Origin of the sequence: Pseudomonas sp. 86_A, assembly GCF_017491705.1 — a bacterium.
Taxonomy (GTDB): domain Bacteria; phylum Pseudomonadota; class Gammaproteobacteria; order Pseudomonadales; family Pseudomonadaceae; genus Aquipseudomonas; species Aquipseudomonas koreensis.
Window position 1 is genome coordinate 316,924 of the sequence record NZ_JAFGYS010000006.1, and the last position, 18,643, is coordinate 335,566.

Consider the following 18,643-nt stretch of genomic DNA (forward strand, 5'->3'; position numbering starts at 1 on the left):
AATGAGGGAACTGCATGTGAGTCGTTCAAGGGGAAACCTTGTCGAGCAGGTTCTGAATGCGCAGCACCATTTGCCCGACATCTGCCAGCAATGTCGCGGTGACTGCGCCTGATGACAATCGGCACTCCAACTCGGTGCAAGCATGAGCCAGCTCGCCCGCCTGTACGGCCCCCATGGCACCTGCAATGCTGTGAAGCCTTTGCGCCACACCCAGCATGTCAAGGCTGTCCAGGGCTGAATTGAGCCGTGCCATGTCCTCGCGCATGGTCACGGAAAAGATGTCGCGCATTCGCGGTGAAAGCACCACATTGTCATCAAAAAACTCGGATTGAACAGAAGTCGAGACCTCAGCGACTGACGCCGCTTCAACCGGCAACGAGCAAAATCCGAGCAACTGCTCGCGCAATGTTTTGAGGCTCAACGGTTTTACAATCCAGGCATTCATCCCGACCTCAAGGCAGCGCGTGCCTTCTTCACGCATTGCGTTTGCCGTTACACCGATAATGGGGGTACGCAAGTCCATTTCCCGCAGTGCCTTGGCCAGTTCATAACCGTTCATCACGGGCATGTTGACGTCAGTCAACACCAGATCAAAAGCCTGCTCGCGCCACCGTTCCAACGCTTGCTCGCCGTTGGCTGCAACGCAGACACTACAGCCCAGTGCTTCCAGTTGTTCTTTGATGATCGCCTGGTTGATCGGATTGTCTTCGGCGACCAGAATCCGCAACTCAAGCGGTGTCTGGGCAGGGCGTGTCAGTTCGGTTGCGTTTACCGCCTTGCCTTTTTGTACAAGACTGACCGCCCGGGCAATCGCTCGGATGTCATACAAATCGACATCTGGCGTGTCGATCGTTTCAGGCTGATCAAGGCCGTTTATCCGGCAGACAATCCGCGAGCCCTGCCAGGCCGCGACGTTGTCGGATGGAAGAATGTCGACCAGCACCGCGCCAGGCTCAACAGTCAGGTTATCGCTGAATGGGCGGGCTGTCAGTCCGAAACGCTTGAGCCAATCGCAGACGTTTTCTGCCAGTTCAGGTACTGGGGCGCGAACAAGGACAGTCGCCGGGCTTGGCGTGATATCCATGCAATCGGTCAATTCGCCGGGCAGTCCCTTGAGCCTCAGGTCCAGCGAAAAACTGCTGCCAAGCCCCGGCTCGCTGATGACAGTCAACTTGCCATCCATCATTGCGCAGAGTCGTTGACAGATCGCCAGCCCCAAACCGGCCCCGGCCTCGCTGGAGGCGTCGCGTACCTGAAAAAACGGCGTGAACAGCTGTGCTTGTTGTGCCTGGGCGATACCTATTCCGGTGTCGCAGACTTGCCATTGCAGCGAGACTTGATCCAGGTCGTTGGCCAGCACCCGAGTGCGCAGGACAACCCGGCCTGAATCGGTGAATTTGATCGCGTTGCTCACCAGATTGTTGAGGATCTGGCGGATACGCACCGGGTCACCCTGCAACCGATTGGGCAGGGCCGGGTCGGTGCATGCACAGAGCAACAGCCCCTTGCGCTGGGCGAATGCGGCATAGGTGTGCAGCGTGTCCTCGATCAGTTGCAGGGGGCAAAAACCGATGGACTCGATCAGCATTTGTCCGGACTCGATCTTGGAAACGTCCAGCACATCGCTGATCAACTGAAACAACGTGGTCGATGAGCGTTGAATAGTTTGTAGATAGTCCTCTTGATGTGCGCTGAGGCTGGTCATGCCAAGTAACTCAAGCGTGCCCAGAACGCCGTAGAGCGGGGTGCGGATTTCGTGGCTCATGGTCGCCAGGAACCGGGTCTTGGCCTGGTTCGCCAAATCGGCGGTACGCCGAGCCTTTTCCAGGGCCAGGGCGTCCTCGACGTGGCGCGTGATGTCATTGAACGCGCAAAGCAGTACGTCCTGCCCTTGATAGCGGGTCGAAATGAAGCCCACATGCAAGTGCCGGCCTTCGATGTCCAGGCGCGTTTCGCCGATATCCGCCAGATCGTGATGGCGGTCCAGTACCGCCACCAGTTTTGCGGTGCCTTGCCACTGCTGGGCGCGCTGGTTTTCCAGCAGCACTTTGAAATCGGTGCGCCGCACCACACACAACCCGGTAGGGGCGGTATCGATCACCGCACGGCTGAACGCTTCGCTTTCGGTGATGCTTTGATGCGCTTTTTCGGCTGGCTGGACGACGCGAATCCTGTACCAGCGACTGATCATCCAACTGATACCCGCACCGCCCAGTAACAACATCAGCAGACCGACCAATGGCCACATCAGTTGCCCGAAGTAACTTTTGAAGCTGATGGTGTAAATGGCTGTCCAGGGTTGCTCGGTTTTGGCCACGACCTTGAACACCATGCCATTGCGATTGATGTTCAGACCTTCATGCAGTGTTTGATCGGCATTGATTGAGCCGATGACCGCACGCCCGTCGGGGGTTATCAGGGTGAAACTGTCGTAAATCGACCATTCCATGATGCGTTCAACATCATTGACCTGGTTCATGTTCAATAGCGACGCCACCACGCTCGACTCACTGGTGCCATGGATTTTCAGTTCGTCGGGATCAAGCTGAATATTGATATAGGCGAGCATTTCGGTTGAGCGCGGGTAATCGTCGGGCACGTTGTAGGCTTCCCAGTGCACCCGACCATCGGCGAGTCCGTTGTTCTTCACTTTGAGATGTCGGGCCACGCGGGCGACGATCGTGTTGAGCGGTTCCTCACTTTCTTTTGTGCCGGCGTGCAGAACGCCATTGGATGGAACGGTGATGTCGAAATTGTCATTGTCGTTGTACAAGAAGATCTGCGGCGACTGGTAGTGCGACGTCGACCAAAAAGCGCTGTACAGACTTGAAAGGTGGACGCCGAGGGTGAACACTTTAGGCAGTTCACTTTCCTTGAGTTTCTGGTGGTTGAAACTCAAGCCGAAAGGAACGGAATAGGGAAACTCATAGCCTTCGTAAATATTCGGGCCTTCGGTTGCCAGCTGTCTGGCGCTGTAACGTGCATTCAAGCCCTTGTAGAACATTTCCCCTCTTACACTTTGCTGCGCTACCTCACGCAGAAATGCTTCATGGCGCTGCACGTTCTCCATCAAACGTGCGAAGTGAAATCGCACGGTGTCATTTTGTTCCCTGAGCAAGCGCTGGAAAGCCCAATAGCTGAATCCCACCAACAGGATGGCAATGCCCAACAACACCAGCAGCCCCTTGTTCAGGCGCATGGAACTTCGAGAAAGGTTTTCAAGCAAGGAGGGGTTGTGTTTCATGTTCGGTCATTTCCAAAGGGCATGCAGGTGCCTCGTTAACGGGCATCTTGTCTCCAGGCTCCTTCTGTCATTGGTTTGAGCTCGGCTGCACCGTAGCGTTTTGCGGGGCTGCCCGACCATAGGGCAGCAAGCAATTGAACAGCGCTCGTAATGCAAACGGCTTGACCAGGCAGTGGTCCATTCCTGCCTCAAGGCACAACGCTTCTTCGCCACGCATGGCATTGGCCGTCGCGCCGATGATGGGCTGTACATAGCCTAGACGTCGTAATTCTTTTGCCAACTCGTAGCCGTTGAGTTTCGGCATGTTTACATCACTGAGCACAACATCGAAGGTGCCGGTTTTCCAGAGTGCCAGGGCTTCTTCTCCGTTGCAGGCCAACTCCACCGAGCAACCGAGTTCTTCGAGTTGATCACGAAGAATCAGTTGGTTGATGTCATTGTCTTCTGCAACCAAGAGATGCAGATTGAGTTTTTTCAAGGCGCTGGTCGTCAAGCTTTGTGTGGTCTGGTCGACCCACAAGCCCTGTGCCTGGCTGACAGCCTGGTGAATGGCATACAGGTGGCTGACGTTGACGTATCGGCATTCGGGCTGCGATGCAGGCGTATTGCGCAGGTTGGCGGTGGCGATTATAAGTGGGCCGCACCAATTCGGCATCAGACGTTGTTCAACATCACCTGCATGCAATTCGATCAACAGGCTGCCACGCGCCGCCGTGGTGTTTCCAAGGGGCGCCACCTGAGCCCGCGCCCCCCACCGACGCAACCAGCCCGCGATGGACTCGTTCAGCTCTCGCACCGCAGACGCCACGTAGATTGTGTTCGGTAGCAGGCAATGGGTTGCCGGCAACGATCGGGTGACGATGTCGAGTGGCAACGTCAGCGTAAAACTGCTGCCCAGTCCCTTTTCGCTCACCATGCGCAGTGTGCCATTCATCAACTGCGTCAGGCGTTTGCAGATCGGCAGGCCCAGACCGGTTCCGGCAACGACATTGGTATTGCCTTCAGTCTGGTAGAACGGCTCGAAGATATGGGCCTGGTCATCCCGGGAAATACCACGGCCGGTATCTGTCACTTGCCACGCCACCTGTGCTTTTTCGTCAGCGCAGTCGAGTAGTCTGACCCGCAAAACCACCCGCCCTGAATCAGTGAACTTGACTGCGTTGCTCAGCAGATTATTCAAAATCTGCCGGATACGTGTAACGTCGCCAATCAATCGCTCGGGCATTTGCGGGTCCATGCACGCATACAACTGGACACCTTTGCTCTGCGCCGCCGCGGCGTACCCCTGAATGGCCTCGTATACCAATTCCGTCGGGGCAAACTCGTGCAGTTCCAGGGCCAGTTGCCCGGCCTCGATCTTCGATACGTCCAGGACATCGCAGATCAATTGCAGCAAGGTCGCGGAGGAACCTTCGATGGCACGCAGATACCCTTTCTGTTGGCTGTCCAGCCGAGTCCGGCCCAAGAGTTCCAGTGTGCCCAGCACGCCATACAGTGGGGTGCGGATTTCGTGGCTCATGGTTGCCAGAAACAGGGTTTTGGCTTCATTCGCCGCATCAGCCAATCGGCGCGCCTCTTCAAGCGCCGCCTCGACCTGCTTGCGCGCACTGATATCGCTGAACGCGCAGAACAGCACGTCTTCACTTTTGTAGCGAGTCGGTGCGCTGCTCAAATAAAGGTGGCGGCCGTCGACGGTGGAAAAATAGTCACTGCGATTGGGTTGTGTCGTATCGAATGCTTGCTCGATCCAGCTTTTGCAGAGCATTTCGCGCTCAATACCATTGCCCAGCCATCGCTCGGACAGGGTGTTTTCGAGCATCACCTGGCCGTCGGTGCGCCGCAGCACGCAAAGGGCGACGGGCGCGGTTTGAATCACGTCACGGCTGAATGCTTCGCTCTCGATCAGTGCCTGCAAGCGGTTGAGTGCCGGTGTAATAAACCTGTGCTCGACCCGACGAATCAATAGCCAGATCAAAATCATGCTTGCCAGGCAGAACGCCAATGCTGCGAGCAGTTGTGGCATCAGTGCCTTCAGCAGATCCAGCAAGTCGAACGAGTACACCAATTGCCAGTCCGTGGACTTCAACTGTTTGCGGATCACCAGATGATCGGGAAGCCAGCCGCTACCGACAAAACCGAAGTAGTTGTTCTCATGCGATCGGCTCAACGCCTCGCCGAGTCGGTGCGCTGGGGTGTTGGCAAACAACAGGGAACCTTGGGAGTTGAGCATCATGAACGTGCCGGCACTTTGATCGTTCAGGGCAGCGGAGATTTCTGCGCCGTCCATTTCCAGCCCCAGCCAGCCTGAGTTTTTCACGCCATCGTCCAGACGGATGAAGATGTACAACTGCGAAGCGGTCGCCGCTTGATCGGTCAACCACAACTCCTGATCCCGTTCCGGTAATTGGTCATTCAATGCGGAAAGTTGATCCAGGATCGACCGGGGAAGCCGCGGAAGATTCGTACTGGCGGTATACAGCCGATTCACCTGCGGATTCGCTTCGGCGGAAACGTAAATCAGATTCAACTGATTGCGCTGCATGTAATCCAGCATTCTGCGTGTCAGCCAGAGGGTCCACTGAGCGCCGCCGGAAATGCCCAATTGAACGGAATGGTCCTCAATCGACGGCGAGTAGGAGAGTGGGGTGGCCATCATCGGCTTGCATACGGCTGAGAGCCCCAAGCTCTCAAGCAAGGACTCGCGGCTGGTAAAAAATGTCTGCGCCTCTGCGACCGCGCTGCTCATGTAGCTGCGGCGCTGGGAAATATCGTTGGCGAGGGTGGAACGCAAGAAGTTGTACGAGGCGCTGAGGATACCGGCCATCAGGACCAGCGCAAACAAACGAAGCAGCCGGCGGGCTGCTTCGGGACTGGATAAGAACGGGTTGATCTGATGCAGGTAACTTTTGAGTCTCATCACCCCAATGTAAGGACTGTGCCATCCGCGGGGCATAAGACGATTCTTAAAGTCGCGTCTTTGTGAGCCTCTTCACCCACACTGGCGGTCGACTGTTTCAGAACCCCAACGGGTACTGAACCACCACATAGATCCGGTCAATATCATCGCCTGCCTGCGCTTCATTGGCCCGGTGCGAAACATGCGATACCTGCACCGACAAATCCTTCGCCGCACCCGATTGCACGATGTACTTCAAATCTACGTCGCGCTCCCAGTGCTTGCCGCCGTCACCTTGTTGCGGCTGGTATTCGCCACTGTCGGTGTTAAACGGGTTGTAGGCGCCCCCCTTGGGGGCGTGGGTGCCGTCGATGTGGCTGCCGGAAACGTAGCGGGTCATGAAGGTGAGGCCGGGGATGCCGAACGCGCCCAGGTCAAGGTCGTAGCGTGCTTGCCAGGAGCGTTCACCGGCGCCGTTGAAGTCGGCGTATTTGATCGAGTTGGAGAGGTAGATCGAGTCGCCGCCGACGAAATCGAACGGCGTGTCGCCATTGATTCGCTGCCAGCCGAGCATCACGGCGTGCGGACCGAAGGCGTATTTTCCGGAAAGACTGAATGCTGTGTTGTCGATCGCGCCGGCCAGCGCCTGTTTTGTATCGCGGGTGTGATAGAGGTTGGCATCGAGCATCACGCCTGATTGCTTGAAGTGCAGATTGCCGTAGTACTGATGCCAGGTATCGGTCAGTTCGGACGCATACAGCGCGCCGCCCAACGGCTGGTCAGCGAACAGGTCGGCGCCGACAAAACTGATTGCGCCGTGTTCGGTGTTCGCACCGTAGCCGTAGAAATCACCTTTGCCGGAAGTGCTGTCCTGATTCTTGAACGCGGTGAAGTACCCGGCCTGCAGATTGACGTTGTCGATTTCCCGGCTGTTAAACAGAAAACCCGTGGCGTACTCCGGTTGCAGACGTTTATCGGAGGTGTCGACGACCGGCGTTTCCACGGTCATTTCGCCGAACGCCAGGGTGGTGCGCGAAACCTTGAGTTTGAAGGCGCCGCCAGCGCTGGAGTAATCCGGCTCGCTGCGGCCACTGCTGTCGACCGGCAACAGGCCGGTACCGGAATGACCTTTGCCACCATCGAGTTTAAGACCAAGAAAAGCATGGGCATCGATGCCGAAGCCGACATCGCCCGGCGTGTATCCGGAAGTGAACGTGCCGATAAAACCCTGAGCCCATTCCTGCTTATAGTTTTTGCCGGCGGGAGTGGGCGAGCGGTAGTCGTTGCTCAGGTAGAAGTTGCGGCTGAGCCCTTCAGTTTTGGCGTCGTCGAAGAAGTCATTAGCCAAAGCACTGTCGGTCGCTGCGCAAAGCAGTGCCAACAACGCAAAGCGTGGTGTTGAGGGAGCCATCGTGAGGGACCGACAATCAGGGAAGGTCTCTGATGATGGGCAAGATCAACCGGGCTGGATTGAGCCGATGTGCTGAGTTCAAGGCATACCTGATTTCCCTCTACAGGGGATATGGGTTAGAGGCGGCCATACTCCCGCGCCGTACGATCCACCGCGATGCGCGTCTTGTCGACCAGTTCATCCAGTTCCGCCCGCGTAGCGATCAACGCCGGGGCCATGATCATCCGCCCCAACGTCGAGCGAATAATCAAACCTTCCTCAAAGCCAATCGTGCGGCAGCGCCAGGCGATATCGTTCTCGTTGGCAAAGCGCTTGCGGGTGGCTTTGTCTTCGGCGAACTGCAACGCGGCCACCAGCCCGACACCCTGAACCTCGCCCACCAGCGGATGGTTGCCGAACACTTCGCGCAGGCAGTTCTGCAAGTAAGGTCCGGTGTCGTTTTTCACCTGCGTGACCACGCCTTCATCGCGCAAGGCCTTGAGGTTGGCAATCGCCACGGCGGCCGCGACCGGGTGGCCGGAGTAAGTCAGGCCGTGGGCGAATACGCCGCCTTTTTCCACCAGCGCCTCGGCCATGCGCCGCGACAGGATCAGCCCGCCCATGGGGATGTAGCCGGAGGTCAGGCCTTTGGCGATGGACAGGGTGTCGGGTTCAAAACCGAAGGCCTGATGCGCGAACCACTCGCCGGTGCGGCCGAAACCGCCGATGACTTCGTCGGCGCACAGCAGCACGTCGTATTGGCGGCAGATGCGCTGGATTTCCGGCCAGTAGGTAGCGGGCGGGATGATCATGCCGCCGGCGCCCTGGAAGGGTTCGGCGACGAACGCGGCGACCTTGTCGGCGCCCAGTTCGAGGATCTTGTCTTCCAGTTGCCGTGCGGCGCGCAGGCCGAATTCTTCCGGGCTGAGATTGCCTTCGTGGGCGAACCAGTACGGCTCGTCGATGTGCGCCACGTCGGGAATGGTGCCGCCCATTTCGTGCATGAACTTCATGCCGCCCAGCGCCGTCGCGGCCAGGGTCGAGCCGTGGTAGCCGTTCCAGCGGCCGATCATGATTTTTTTCTCGGGCTGGCCCATCACCTGCCAGAACTTGCGCACGGTGCGGATCAGCACTTCGTTGGCTTCGGAGCCGGAGTTGGTGTAGATCGCGTGGCTGTAGTGCCGGGGCAGCAGGCTGAACAGCAGCTCGGAGAGCTCGATCACCTGCGGGTGGGTGGTGTGGAAGAACATGTTGTAGTAGGGCAATTGTTGCAACTGCGCCGTTGCCGCGGCGGCGAGATCCTTGCGCCCGTAGCCGAGGTTGGTGCACCACAGACCGGACATGCCGTCCAGATACCGATTGCCGTCGTTGTCCCACAGCGCCAGGCGATCACCACTGACCATCACCCGCGGGCCTTCCTCGTTGAGCGCCTTCTGATCGACGAACGCGTGAATGTGGTGGGCGGCGTCGGCGGCCTGATAATCGCGGGTGCTGCGGGTCGGATCGAGTTCGGCGGACATGGCTGATCTCCAGAAATGGGGCGGGTGAGTGCGCGTTCATTCCAGCGCGGCACGGCCAATATTTGTCACTTAAAAATATTTTTGTAAAGAAAATATTTGTCGGTAAAAAAAGAAATCCGTAGGCTGGCGTCCATCAGCAAGTCAGGACACCAGCACCATGAGCGGGCTCAGAGAACGGCAAAAGGAACAGCGCAGGGAAGTCATCGCGCAGGCAGCGCTGGAGCTGTTCATCAGCAACGGCTTCGGCGCCACCACGCTGGAGCAGATCGCCAATCAGGCCGGGGTTTCCGCGCCGACGGTGGTCAACTATTTCGGCGGCAAGCAGGAGATTTTGCTGGCGTTGCTCAAGCAGCCGGACGAGCAGGCGATGCGCGATGCCCGGGCCAATCTGGATGACGACAGCGATCCACTGGAGGCGTTGTGCGAGTTCGAGGGCTTGATGACCGATTACCAACTGCAAGCGATGCCGGCCTCACTGTGGCGTGAACTGGCACCGTTTCTACTGACCGGCGAACTGGCTCAGGCGTTGAGTCCGTGGAATGCGGCGGTGATCGAAGAAACCAAGGCGCTGCTCGGGCATTTTCAGGCACAGGGCAAGGTGCGTGCGTCGGTCGATCTGGACGTGGCGGCGACGTTGTTCAACCAGTACGCGAATATGGCGTTCATCCGGCTGGCGACCGAGCCTGAGCCGGACAGGGCAGCACATGCCGAACACATGCGCGGTGTTCTGGGCTTGATCTGCCATGGCATTTTGAGCAGCGAACAGCAGGCGCAAGCTTGAAACCCTGAAAACCCAACACATACCCCGTGGCGAGGGAGCTTGTCGGATCGCCGCACCGTCCCGCTGGGGCGCGAAGCGGCCCCGCTGTTCAGAAGGACTGCTGTGCAGTCGGGCGGGAGCAAGCTCCCTCGCCACAAAAAAACTGGATGTATAGCGCCGAAGCGCGACGCAGGAGTGACCAAGATCACTTCATCGGGCGAATCCTTGCCCGGCCGGCGGAGTGTTCTCCGAGCACTCGATGTGCAGCTTGCCGTGGGTCATGATCCAGTGGATGAGGTCGGCGGTTGGAATCGAATGCACGTACTCCACCCATTGCGAATCGGCCGGGCCGTATTGTTCGAAATAGCGGCGCAGGACAATCCGGCTCTGGTCGTTCGCCAGACCCAGGCAAAACTCTTGAAACAGCAGCGGTGAGTCGCGCTCAGGCGCCGTGGTGCGCTGGCTGAGAATCAACGGATAGCGGGCGTCGTGCCCCTCGGCGGTATAGCGGTTGTGCAATGCGCTCATTGAATGCCCCCCGGTTGTCGATGGCGTGCAGGGTGCCTGATGGGTTTTGCCGCAGCATGTCCGCTTGATGTCCGAGATGACGGAATATTGCTCGATTGAAATAAATGACCCGGGCGCCAGAATAGTTTTAGATGCGTTCTTTTTGGCCCGAGGATCCATGAACGTGAGCAGACTGCTGATCGTCGACGACGACGTGGAAGTTCTTGCCCTGCTGAAGAAGTTCTTCGTCCAGCACGCCTACGAAGTCGACGTGGCCGCCGACGGCGCAGCGATGTGGGCGGCGATTGCGCAGCAGCGCCCGGACACGATCATTCTCGACTTGATGCTGCCCGGCGAAGGGGGCCTGAGCCTGTGCCAGAAAGTGCGGGCGCAGATGGGCATTCCGATCATCATGCTGACCGCCATGGGCGAGCTGAGCGATCGCATCGTCGGCCTCGAACTGGGCGCCGATGACTACGTCACCAAGCCGTTTGCCCCGCGTGAACTGCTGGCCCGCCTGCGTGCCGTGCAGCGTCGCGCCGGTGAGCAGGTCAACCCGGGGAGCGAGCCGTCGCGGCCGGTGATCGCCTTCGCCGGTTGGCATCTGGACATCACCTGTCGCGAGCTGCGCTCCCCGGACAACGTGATGATTCCGCTGTCCGGTGGCGAGTTCGATCTGCTGGTGGTGTTTCTTGAACACCCGCAGCGCATCCTTACCCGCGAGCAACTGATCGACCTGTCTCGCGGTCACGGCCACGACGCCTTTGATCGCAGCATCGACGTGCAGGTCAGCCGCTTGCGCCGCAAGATCGAACCGGACAGCAAACGCCCGGACCTGATCCGCACCGTGCGCAACGGCGGCTATCTGTTCACGGCCACGGTCACGCGCTCGTGATCCGTCGATTCCTGCGGCGCGATCCACTGAGTCGGCGGATTGCCTTGACCATTGTCGCGGCCATGCTCGCTTCGCTGGCGCTCAATTTCCTGTTCGTGGAGGTGGCAGGGACCTGGGCGCGACCGCCCATTGAACGCACCGGGTTGCTGGAGCAGATTGCCGCCACCGTCAAGGTGATCGAGGCCGCACCCGCGCCTTTGCGCGCGCAACTGGCGCAAGCGGCAAGCGGCCCGAAACAGAAGGTGACGTGGAGCGCGCAACGTGCCGAGCTCGGATTGCCACCCAGTGGCACGCTGCTCATGGCCGGCGAGACGTCGGTGTTGCACCAGTTGTTGGGCGATGATCGACCCATTCGGGTGTTCAATCCCGGTGACTGGCCAAGCGGCAGTCCGGCGGCTCTTTACGCGGCGCTGATTCAGCTGCCGGATGCCAGCTGGCTGTTGTTTTCGTCGCCCGAGCGCTCCTGGGGCCTGGACGTCGGCACGCGCATCGCGATCATCATCGCCCTCGGCCTGATCGCCACGGTGCTGGTGGCCTGGCTTGCCACACGGCAACTGGCTCACCCGCTGCAACGCTTTGCCAGCGCTGCCCGCCGCTTTGGCGGCGATCTGCGTGCGCCGCCGATCAAGGTCGAAGGCCCGGACGAGATCCGCCAGGCGATCATCGCCTTCAACACCATGCAGGCGCAGATTCAGCACTACATCAGCGAACGCACGCACATGCTCGCGTCGATTTCCCACGACTTGCGCGCACCGCTGACCCGGATGCGCCTGCGCAGCGAGTTCATGGAAGATTTCGATCATCAAGGCAAACTGATCCGCGACATCGAAGAAATGCAGTCGATGATCAACGCCGCGCTGGCGTTCTTTCGTGAAGACACCCAGCCGGAGTCAACCACCGCGTTTGACCTGTCGGAGCTGCTGCAGACGATCATCGACGACTACCGCGACCAGCACATCGCCATCGATTTCCAGGGCCCGGCGCATCTGGTGTACGAGGGCCGGCCGCTGGGGATCAAGCGCGTGATCGTCAATCTGCTGGAAAACGCCGAGAAGTATGCGCAGCAGCCGGCGATTGCCCTGAGCAGCGATGGCTACAGCGTCTGCATCGACGTCAGCGACAACGGCCCGGGGATTCCCGAAGCGTCGTTGCAGCGGGTGTTCGACCCGTTTTTCCGCCTCGAGACCTCGCGCAACCGTGAAACCGGCGGCGTCGGGCTCGGGTTGTCGGCGGCGCGGGCCATCGTGCGTGAGCAGGGCGGGGAGCTGACGTTGAGCAACCGCAGTGGCGGTGGGTTGCAGGCCAGGGTTGAACTGCCTTTGTAATACTTTGAAACATTTGCGGGCGACGAGCGGTCAACAGGACACAATCCACTGCAAGAAGCGTCCATGAAAACCCCACGGCCCTCCGCACGCCTTGAACCGCTGTCACAGCTGCGCAATCTGAAAATGGCTCGCTCCGCGCACGCTTATGTGCGCGGTAGCACGGTTCAGTTTTATCAATGGCTGCACAGCCAGCCGGGCCGCAGCCTGCCGCAAGGGCCGGCGGTGTGGATCTGCGGCGATTGTCACGCCGGCAATCTGGGGCCGACCGGCGACCTGAAAGGGCGGATCGACATTCACATCCGCGACCTCGACCAGACTGTGATCGGCAACCCTGCGCATGATCTGGTGCGCCTGGCCTTGTCTCTGGCCACCGCCGCCCGTGGCTCGGACCTGCCCGGCGTGGCGACGGCGCGCATGCTCGAAGAGATGATGCGCGGTTACGAGCAGGCCTTCGAAGACGATGTCGATAAAGAACCGCCACGTCCGGCGCAAGTGAAAGCCGGGATGCGCAGCGCGGTGCAGCGCACCTGGAAGCACTTGGCCCAGGAACGCATCGAGAGCACCAAACCGACCATTCCGCTGGGCAAGCACTTCTGGTCATTGTCACGGGAAGAGCGCAGCGCGCTGAAGACGCTGTGCGGCACGCCAGACCTGCACACGTTGGTGACGTCACTGAAGGGCCGTTCGAAGGATGATCGGGTGAAAATGCTCGACTCGGCCTATTGGGTCAAAGGCTGCAGTTCGCTGGGGCTCAAGCGTTATGCGGTGTTGCTGGGTGTCGGTGAGGACGACGATCAGGAGTATTGCTTGCTCGACATCAAGGAAGCCGTCGCTGCCGCCGCCCCACGGGTGGCTCGCGCGGCGATGCCCCGAGACAACGGCAAACGGGTGGTCGAAGGCGCCCGCTGTCTGTCGCCGGGCCTAGGCAACCGGATGGTTGCGGCCCGGGTGCTCGAGCATGGTTTCTTTATCCGCGAACTGCTGCCCCAGGACATGAAACTTGAACTGGATCAATTGAGCCAGACCGATGCGATGCTGGCCGCCGGGTATCTGGCCCGCGTGGTGGGATTGGCGCATGCCCGGCAGATGGACCTGAGCACACGGGCGTCGTGGATGCGCGAGCTGCAGGCCTGTCGTTCAAAGACCCTGGATGCGCCGTCGTGGCTGTGGTCGAGTGTCGTGCAGTTGGTTGGTCAGCATGAGAAGGGCTATCTGGAGCATTGCCGGCGTTATGCGCTGGAGCATTGACCGCAACATCGGCAAACGCTTACCGGGCCAGCCCTTCCAGGGTGATCGTCACAGTGTTCGTCTGGCGCGGCCCGGCAAGCGGTGCATTCGTCTGACTGCGATAAGCGTTCGGGCTGAGGCCAAGCTGTTTTTGAAACGCACGGCGCATGCGTTCTTCCCGACCAAACCCCACGGTTTCAGCGATCCTCTTGATCGGCTCGCGGGTGGTCTTGAGCAACCAGGTGGCGGCCTCCAGACGTAAATTCTCCACCGCTTGTGCGGGTGTTTCTCCGGTGGCGGCGACATACGCGCGAGCAAAGTGGCGCGGGCTCATGCCGAACTGCTCGGCCAGCCGTTCCACGCGTAAATCACCGTTCAGATTTGCGGCAATCCAGCCATGCAAACGCGCCAGACGCACATCCGGATCGGTGCGCAATGCCTTGGCCTGGGCATTGAGTGACGCACTGAGTTGCGGCTGTTCAGCGCTGCGCCACAAAAACACCGTGAAATAGCGCGCCAGCGCCAACGCCGCGTGGGCGCCGAGGTCCTGTTCCACCAGCCCGAGCGCCAGATCGATGCCCGCCGTGGCGCCGCCACACGTCCAGAGGTTGTAGTCGTGCAGATAGAGCGCATCGGTCTGGCACTGCACGGCCGGGTAGCGCGCCTGCAACTCATCAGCGAATTTCCAGTGGGTCACGACTTTGCGGCCATCGAGCAGCCCGGCCGCGGCGAGCGCGAAGCTGCCGGTACCGATCGAGCAGAGACGGCGAATTTGCGGTGCGCGCTGGCGCAGCCAGTCGCAGGCGGGCCGGTCGGCCTCCAGCGCCGCCATGCCCGGGCCACCGGCAACGATCAAGGTGTCGATCAGCGGGGCCAGTTGGTCGATCTGTTCGAGCGAGCACGTGGTGACGCTGATGCCTGAAATCGACATGACCTGACCGCCTCGCGGCGACGCCACCAGCAAGCGATAGGGCGGGTGGGCGATGAAGTCCCCGGCCAGCACCCGAGGAATCGCGGCAAACACTTCCAGCGGACCGGCCGCGTTGAGTAACAGCAGATCATCGAACGCCAACACCACCACGGTGCGCTCAGGCAGCGGCGAGGTGTCCGACATGGCAGCAAAGGAGGGGTGTTTGGCATGGAGCGGCACGGCGGGCCTCGACATACTGAAATCAATGCATAAGTGAGAGCACGACAATGCCGCTAAAACCTGCTGCTGCCAAGCACCCGCTGACCCGACGCCTCAACGCGTTGCTGTGCTGCGCCGCACTATTACTGGCGCACCCGGTGTCGGCCGCCGACGCGGCGCTGAAGATGGGCGATCAGAGCGGCCTGATTCAGGCGTTGTTGCACGCGGCGGGAGAGGACCAGAACCTCGGCTATTCATTGTCTTGGCATCCGTTTCTGGCCGGGACGACGATGCTTGAAGCCCTGAGCGCCGGGGCGATCGACGCCGGTGTGGTCGGCAACGCGCCGCCGGTGTTTGCCCAGGCCGGCGGCTACGACGTGCGCATCATTGGCGTGGCCAGCGGCGCGCAAAACAACAATGCAGTGTTGGTGCCCGAAGGCTCCAACGCCCGCAGCGTGGCCGATCTCAAGGGCCAGCGGATTGCCGTGGCCAAGGGCACCAGCGGACATTATTTATTGCTGGCTGCGCTCAATCAGGCTGGGCTGACGGCGCGCGATGTGAACATTGCCTACGTCAGCCCGGTGGATGCGCAAAATGCCTTCGCCAGCGGCAACCTCGAGGCCTGGTCGGTGTGGTATCCCTTCGTTGGCCAAGCCACGTCGCGCGGCGCACGGATTCTGCTCGACGGCAGCGCCTGGCCGGAAACCGGGTTGAATTTCACCGTCGCCAGCCGCCGTGCGCTGGACGATCCGGCGCGTGCCGGGCAACTGGGCGATCTGCTGACCAGACTCGCCCGCGCGCAGGACTGGGCGACCGCGCACCCCGAAGACTGGGCCGCGGTTTTCGCGCAAACCACCCGGCTTCCGGTCGCACTGGTGCGCGAGATGCTCGCGCGTCAGGATCTGCGTTACGTGGCGATTCAACCATCAGTCATCGCGTCACAGCAGCACCTGGCGGACCTGTTTGCCGCCGAGCACCTGATTCCGCGCGCGGTGCAGGTCGCAGAGATGTTCGACGACCGCTTCAACCGCCTGCTCCCGACACCTTAAACCGATTTTTCATGCCTCGTTGACCGCACTGCTGTGCGGCCGGCCGGGGCTCATTCGCCTGGAGAAAAGCTATGTCTGCATTGCAAACCACCACCCTCAAACGCCAGAAAACCGGCCTGATTGCGGTCGATCATGCCCGCAGTGCCGGCGGCTACACCTTGTTCGCCCCGCAAACGGCGGACGGCCATGTGTTTTTGATCGATCTGGACGGCGAAGTCGTCCATCGCTGGAAACTGCCGCAGCGCCCTGGCCGTGACGCGGTAATCCTGCGTAACGGCAACCTCGGTTACAACGGCAACCACCCCGATTCGCCGGATCTGTTCCCGGGCTGGTCGGTGTGGCATGGCGGTGCGTTCAGCGAAGTCACCCCCGAAGGCGAGGTGGTCTGGGAGCACACCGATCTGCTGCATCACCACGACGCGCAATGGCTGGACAACGGTCACCTGCTGTACACCACCGCCGAGCCGTTGAGCGCGGAACTGGCCCGTCGGGTGGTCGGTGGCATTCCCGGCAGCGAGGCGCCGGGCGGGGTGATTTACGCCGACGTGGTCAAGGAAGTCGATCGTCAGGGGCAGGTGGTCTGGGAATGGCGCAGTTGGGAACACCTGCGTCCCGAGGATTACCCGCTGCACGAGTGCTTTGAACGCCATCACTGGCCGATGACCAATGCAGTCACCCCGGGCCGCGACGGCAAAGTGCTTCTCAGTCTGCGCAGTGTGTCTTCGGTGATTGCCGTGCAGCGCGGCAGCGGCGAGGTGCTGTGGCGTCTGGGCCACGACCTGGTCGCGCAGCAACACTGCCCGAGTGAACTGGAAAACGGCAACGTGCTGGTGTTCGACAACGGCATCTTCCGTCCGAATGTGAGCATGCCGCACTCACGCATCGTCGAAATCAATCCGGCCACCCAGCGCATCGAATGGCAATACGCCGATACCCCGGGCTATGCGTTTTTCACCCCGTTCATGGGCGGCGCGCAGCGTCTGCACAATGGCAACACGCTGGTGACCGAAGCCAACTTCGGCCGCTTGTTCGAAGTCACCCCGGCCGGTGAAGTGGTTTGGGAGTACGTCAATCCGCACTTCGCCAGCTATCCCGATGCGCCTTCGCGACGCTATCTGCCGGGCGAGAACAACGCCATTTTCCGCGCGCATCGCTATCAGCGTGAAGACCTGCCATGGCTGCGTGACTGAACACGCGCCGTTATCCCTCGCAACGATCACGCTCACGCCAGCCACGCGCAGCGAAGTATCGACTCCTCTCAAAAAAGCGGCTTGAAGCCGCTTCAGGAACCACCGATGAATCTTCTTTATTCGCGCAATGTTTATGCTGGTGCACTGGGTCTGTTCTCGCTGATGCCAGGGTTGCCGGCAGCCGCCAATGACTTGCCCAGCGGCGCCGATGTCCTGCAACCGGTGACGGTCGAAGCCCGGCGCCGCAGTGAGGATGCCCAGCAAGTGCCCACGGCGATGAGCGTGCTCGGCGCCCAGACTCTCGAGGAACAACGCCTGTATCGCCTGCAGGATCTGCAACAGGCAATGCCCAGCGTCAACGTCGCGTTCATGCATGCCCGGCAGTCGAGCCTGTCGATTCGCGGGCTGGGCAACAACCCCGCGAGCGATGGCCTGGAGGGCAGCGCCGGGGTCTACCTGGACAATGTCTACCTCGGTCGTCCAGGCATGGCCGTGTTCGATTTGCTGGATGTCGAGCAGATCGAGTTGCTGCGCGGCCCGCAGGGCACTTTGTTCGGCAAGAACACCACCGCCGGCGTGCTGAATATCACGACACGCCGACCATCGTTTACACCGCAGGGCAGTCTCTCCACTTCGGTGGGCGAAGACGGCTACACGCAAAATCAGGCGAGTTTTTCCGGACCGCTCAACGACACGCTGGCCGGGCGCATCGCGCTCTATCGCACGCACGAAAACGGCTACGTGAAAAACGCGTACGACGGTCACACACTGGGCGGCGGCGTACGTCAAGGCGCGCGTGGACAACTGCTGTTCCAACCCAACGAGGACTTCAATCTGCGCTGGCTGGCCGACTATCACGAAGAAGACTCCAGCGCCGGTACCCGCTCGCTGTTCAGCACCGGGCCAACCATCAACGGCGTCAACCGTTATGAACAACGGGCAAAAGCCGTCGGCGCGACACTGGTGAGCGGGCGCCGGGTCAATCTGGATGCCGACCAAAGCGTCAAGGTGTTCCAGGGCGGTACCTCGCTGGAGGCGAACTGGAATCTGGCCGGTGGCTACACGCTGACGTCGATCAGCGCCTATCGCTGGTGGGATTTCAGCCCGCGCAATGACGACGAGTTGAACGTCGATGTGATGCACAACGTCGGGCAATCCGCCCGCGACCAGCAATATTCCCAAGAGCTGCGGCTGGCCTCGCCAGTGGGTGAGCATTTTGACTACGTGTTGGGCGCCTATTATTTTCGTCAGCAAATGCGCAATACCGTGTTCACCGACTATGGCCCCTTGGCCGATACGTGGAACGGCACCCCGCAGGGTGCGCTGAACAACGTCACCAGCGTGGGGCATGGCAATGTCGACACTGACAGTTTCGCCACCTTCGCCCAGGGCACCTGGCACCTGACGCCACGGCTGGACTTCAGTCTTGGCGTGCGGGGCACCTACGAACGCAAACTGGCGGACGTGACACGCAACGCGCCGGTCGGTGGCGCCACGGTCAACGGCGCGGC

Annotated in this window: 13 protein-coding genes; 7 read left to right on the top strand and 6 right to left on the bottom strand. The window is 60.4% G+C overall.

Annotated elements, in window-relative coordinates; genetic code table 11:
- Positions 1-25: 25 nt before the first annotated feature.
- The 4 genes from J5M57_RS11800 to J5M57_RS11815 form a co-directional block, all read right to left on the bottom strand.
- Entirely contained in the window at positions 26-3,244 is a 3,219-nt protein-coding gene (locus J5M57_RS11800) for a hybrid sensor histidine kinase/response regulator (protein ID WP_207848447.1), read from the bottom strand.
- Between the two features lie 67 nt (positions 3,245-3,311).
- Positions 3,312-6,161 carry an ATP-binding protein gene (locus J5M57_RS11805; RefSeq protein ID WP_207848598.1) on the bottom strand — a complete coding sequence of 950 codons (2,850 nt, stop codon included), beginning with the start codon at positions 6,159-6,161 and terminating at the stop codon, positions 3,312-3,314.
- 97 nt (positions 6,162-6,258) lie between these two features.
- The gene (locus J5M57_RS11810; RefSeq protein WP_207848446.1) at positions 6,259-7,551 is read right to left on the bottom strand and encodes an OprD family porin; all 1,293 of its coding nucleotides are present in this window, start codon (positions 7,549-7,551) and stop codon (positions 6,259-6,261) included.
- Positions 7,552-7,667: 116 nt separating this feature from the next.
- Entirely contained in the window at positions 7,668-9,050 is a 1,383-nt protein-coding gene (locus J5M57_RS11815; RefSeq protein ID WP_169841694.1) for an aspartate aminotransferase family protein, read from the bottom strand.
- Positions 9,051-9,207: 157 nt separating this feature from the next.
- Between J5M57_RS11815 and J5M57_RS11820 the strand changes: the two genes are divergently transcribed.
- Positions 9,208-9,831 carry a TetR/AcrR family transcriptional regulator gene (locus tag J5M57_RS11820; protein WP_207848445.1) on the top strand — a complete coding sequence of 208 codons (624 nt, stop codon included), beginning with the start codon at positions 9,208-9,210 and terminating at the stop codon, positions 9,829-9,831.
- A gap of 189 nt (positions 9,832-10,020) precedes the next feature.
- Here J5M57_RS11820 and J5M57_RS11825 read toward each other — a convergent pair whose 3' ends face one another.
- A complete protein-coding gene (locus J5M57_RS11825) occupies positions 10,021-10,338 on the bottom strand; it encodes a hypothetical protein (RefSeq protein WP_083369090.1) in 318 nt (105 codons plus the stop codon).
- A 157-nt stretch (positions 10,339-10,495) separates the two neighbouring features.
- Between J5M57_RS11825 and J5M57_RS11830 the strand changes: the two genes are divergently transcribed.
- The 3 genes from J5M57_RS11830 (at position 10,496) to J5M57_RS11840 (ending at position 13,785) form a co-directional block, all read left to right on the top strand.
- Positions 10,496-11,212: a response regulator gene (locus J5M57_RS11830; protein WP_064587576.1), complete on the top strand. Its 717-nt coding sequence runs from the start codon at positions 10,496-10,498 to the stop codon at positions 11,210-11,212.
- Positions 11,209-12,537, top strand: coding sequence for an ATP-binding protein (locus J5M57_RS11835; protein ID WP_207848444.1), 1,329 nt, complete (start codon positions 11,209-11,211; stop codon positions 12,535-12,537). Before J5M57_RS11830 ends, J5M57_RS11835 begins: the two co-directional genes overlap by 4 nt.
- A gap of 63 nt (positions 12,538-12,600) precedes the next feature.
- Positions 12,601-13,785 carry a DUF2252 family protein gene (locus J5M57_RS11840; protein WP_207848443.1) on the top strand — a complete coding sequence of 395 codons (1,185 nt, stop codon included), beginning with the start codon at positions 12,601-12,603 and terminating at the stop codon, positions 13,783-13,785.
- 19 nt (positions 13,786-13,804) lie between these two features.
- Here J5M57_RS11840 and J5M57_RS11845 read toward each other — a convergent pair whose 3' ends face one another.
- Positions 13,805-14,914: a helix-turn-helix domain-containing protein gene (locus J5M57_RS11845; protein WP_207848597.1), complete on the bottom strand. Its 1,110-nt coding sequence runs from the start codon at positions 14,912-14,914 to the stop codon at positions 13,805-13,807.
- Between the two features lie 47 nt (positions 14,915-14,961).
- On the opposite strand from J5M57_RS11845, the gene J5M57_RS11850 reads away from it, so the two are divergent.
- The 3 genes from J5M57_RS11850 to J5M57_RS11860 all read left to right on the top strand — a co-directional run.
- Entirely contained in the window at positions 14,962-15,942 is a 981-nt protein-coding gene (locus tag J5M57_RS11850) for an ABC transporter substrate-binding protein (RefSeq protein WP_207848442.1), read from the top strand.
- A 71-nt stretch (positions 15,943-16,013) separates the two neighbouring features.
- Positions 16,014-17,132 carry an aryl-sulfate sulfotransferase gene (locus J5M57_RS11855; RefSeq protein WP_207848441.1) on the top strand — a complete coding sequence of 373 codons (1,119 nt, stop codon included), beginning with the start codon at positions 16,014-16,016 and terminating at the stop codon, positions 17,130-17,132.
- Between the two features lie 162 nt (positions 17,133-17,294).
- The coding region (locus J5M57_RS11860) for a TonB-dependent receptor (RefSeq protein ID WP_243435642.1) at positions 17,295-18,643 on the top strand (1,349 nt) is incomplete at its 3' end.